The sequence below is a fragment of the Rhodococcus sp. CX genome (assembly GCF_015865005.1).
Classification (GTDB): domain Bacteria; phylum Actinomycetota; class Actinomycetes; order Mycobacteriales; family Mycobacteriaceae; genus Rhodococcus.
This window is the reverse complement of record NZ_JADZGH010000097.1, coordinates 11939-13462: the sequence shown is the minus strand read 5'-3', so window position 1 is coordinate 13462 and position 1524 is coordinate 11939. Positions and strand designations below refer to the sequence as shown.

Here is a 1524-nt window from a genome sequence, read left to right as displayed (position 1 = left end):
CTGCCCTCGGTCTTCACGTCGTGGGACGAGGTGCGGGCCTGGGCCCCGAGGTGGACCCGGCAGGCACGACCACGACGGCGATCGACCGCACCCGCCTCGGCGCCCCGTCGTCCGCACCGCGGCAGGTGTTCGCGATCGGACTGAACTATCGCGAGCACGCCGCCGAATCCGGTATGGAGGCGCCGACGCACCTGCCTCCGGTGTTCACCAAGTACGTCTCGTCGTTCTCCGGTCCCGATACCGAGGTCGTCATCCCGGACGGTGGCAACGTCGACTGGGAGGTCGAACTCGTCGTCGTCATCGGACGACAGGGGCACCGGATCGCCGAGACCGACGAGTAGTCGCACGTCGCCGGTGTGACCGTCGGACAGGACATCTCCGAACGCGTGGCCCAGATGCGTGGTCCCGCACCGCAGTTCGGTCTCGCCAAGTCGTTCCCGGGCTTCGCGCCGCAGGGTCCGTGGCTGGTCACCCCGGACGAGTTCGCCGACCCGGACGATCTCGAACTCGGGTGCCGGATCGACGGCGAGGAGGTCCAGCGGGGCCGGACGCGGGAGATGATCTTCCCGGTGCCCGCGTTGATCGCCGCCCTGTCGGAGAACGTCACGCTGTATCCCGGGGACGTGATCTTCACCGGGACCCCCGCCGGCGTCGGCATGGGCCGCGACCCGCAGCGGTACCTGCAGCCCGGCGAAACCCTCGACACCTGGATCGAGGGCATCGGGGAACTGCACCAGCGGTTCGTCGCGGCGGGGCGGGCTCAGTAGACGACCGAGTCCGTGCCTGCCGCATGCCCGAGATAGGCCCGCTCGAGCACCTCCGGTGATGCGGCGAGGTCGGCCGCGGCGCCGGTCGTGGTCACCTCGCCGTGCCGGAGCACCAGTGCACGGTCGGCAACTGTGAGCGCCATGTGCACGTGCTGTTCGACCAGCACGGCGGCAACCTGCCGCTCGTCGACGAAGCGCCGGATCACCGGCAGCAGCGACTCGACGATCACCGGCGCCAGCCCCATGCTCAGCTCGTCGATCAGCAGGACCTTCGGTGCCTGCATGAACGCGCGCCCGATTGCGAGCATCTGCTGCTCCCCGCCGGACAACAGGCCCGCCGACACGTCGAGCCGTTCTCCCAGCAGCGGGAAGTAGTCGATCACCTCCGCGATCGTGGTCCCACCCGGCCTGCGCGCGAGGCGAAGGTTCTCGGTCACCGTCAGTCCGGTGAACAGCGCCCGATCGTCCGGGACGAGCACGATCCCCGCCTTCGATGCGGTTCGGGCGCTGCCCGGCTTGATCCGTACCCCATCGAGTTCGACCGTCCCGGCGAGGGGCGTCAGCAACCCGGCGAGGGTGATCAGCAAGGTCGTCTTGCCAGCCCCGTTGGGGCCGAGCACGGCCATGATCTCGCCGGGCCGTAGCTCGAAGCCGACATCGCGCACGCACGCCCTGCCCCGGCCGTAGCCCGCCGAGAGTCCGTCGCAGTTCATCATCGTCGTCGTCATGTGCCCGATTCCGCCTTGCTCTGGGTCGC

1 protein-coding gene and 1 pseudogene are annotated in these 1524 nt (G+C 69.6%); one reads left to right on the top strand and one right to left on the bottom strand.

From position 1 onward, the window contains the following. Nucleotides 1–173: 173 nt before the first annotated feature. A pseudogene (locus I0Q12_RS10390) lies at nucleotides 174–767 on the top strand (fumarylacetoacetate hydrolase family protein). Here I0Q12_RS10390 and I0Q12_RS10385 read toward each other — a convergent pair. Then, nucleotides 761–1495, bottom strand: a complete 735-nt coding sequence (locus tag I0Q12_RS10385) for an ABC transporter ATP-binding protein (RefSeq protein WP_197251844.1) — start codon at nucleotides 1493–1495, stop codon at nucleotides 761–763. The pseudogene I0Q12_RS10390 and the gene I0Q12_RS10385 sit on opposite strands and share 7 nt — an antisense overlap. Nucleotides 1496–1524: the final 29 nt, after the last annotated feature.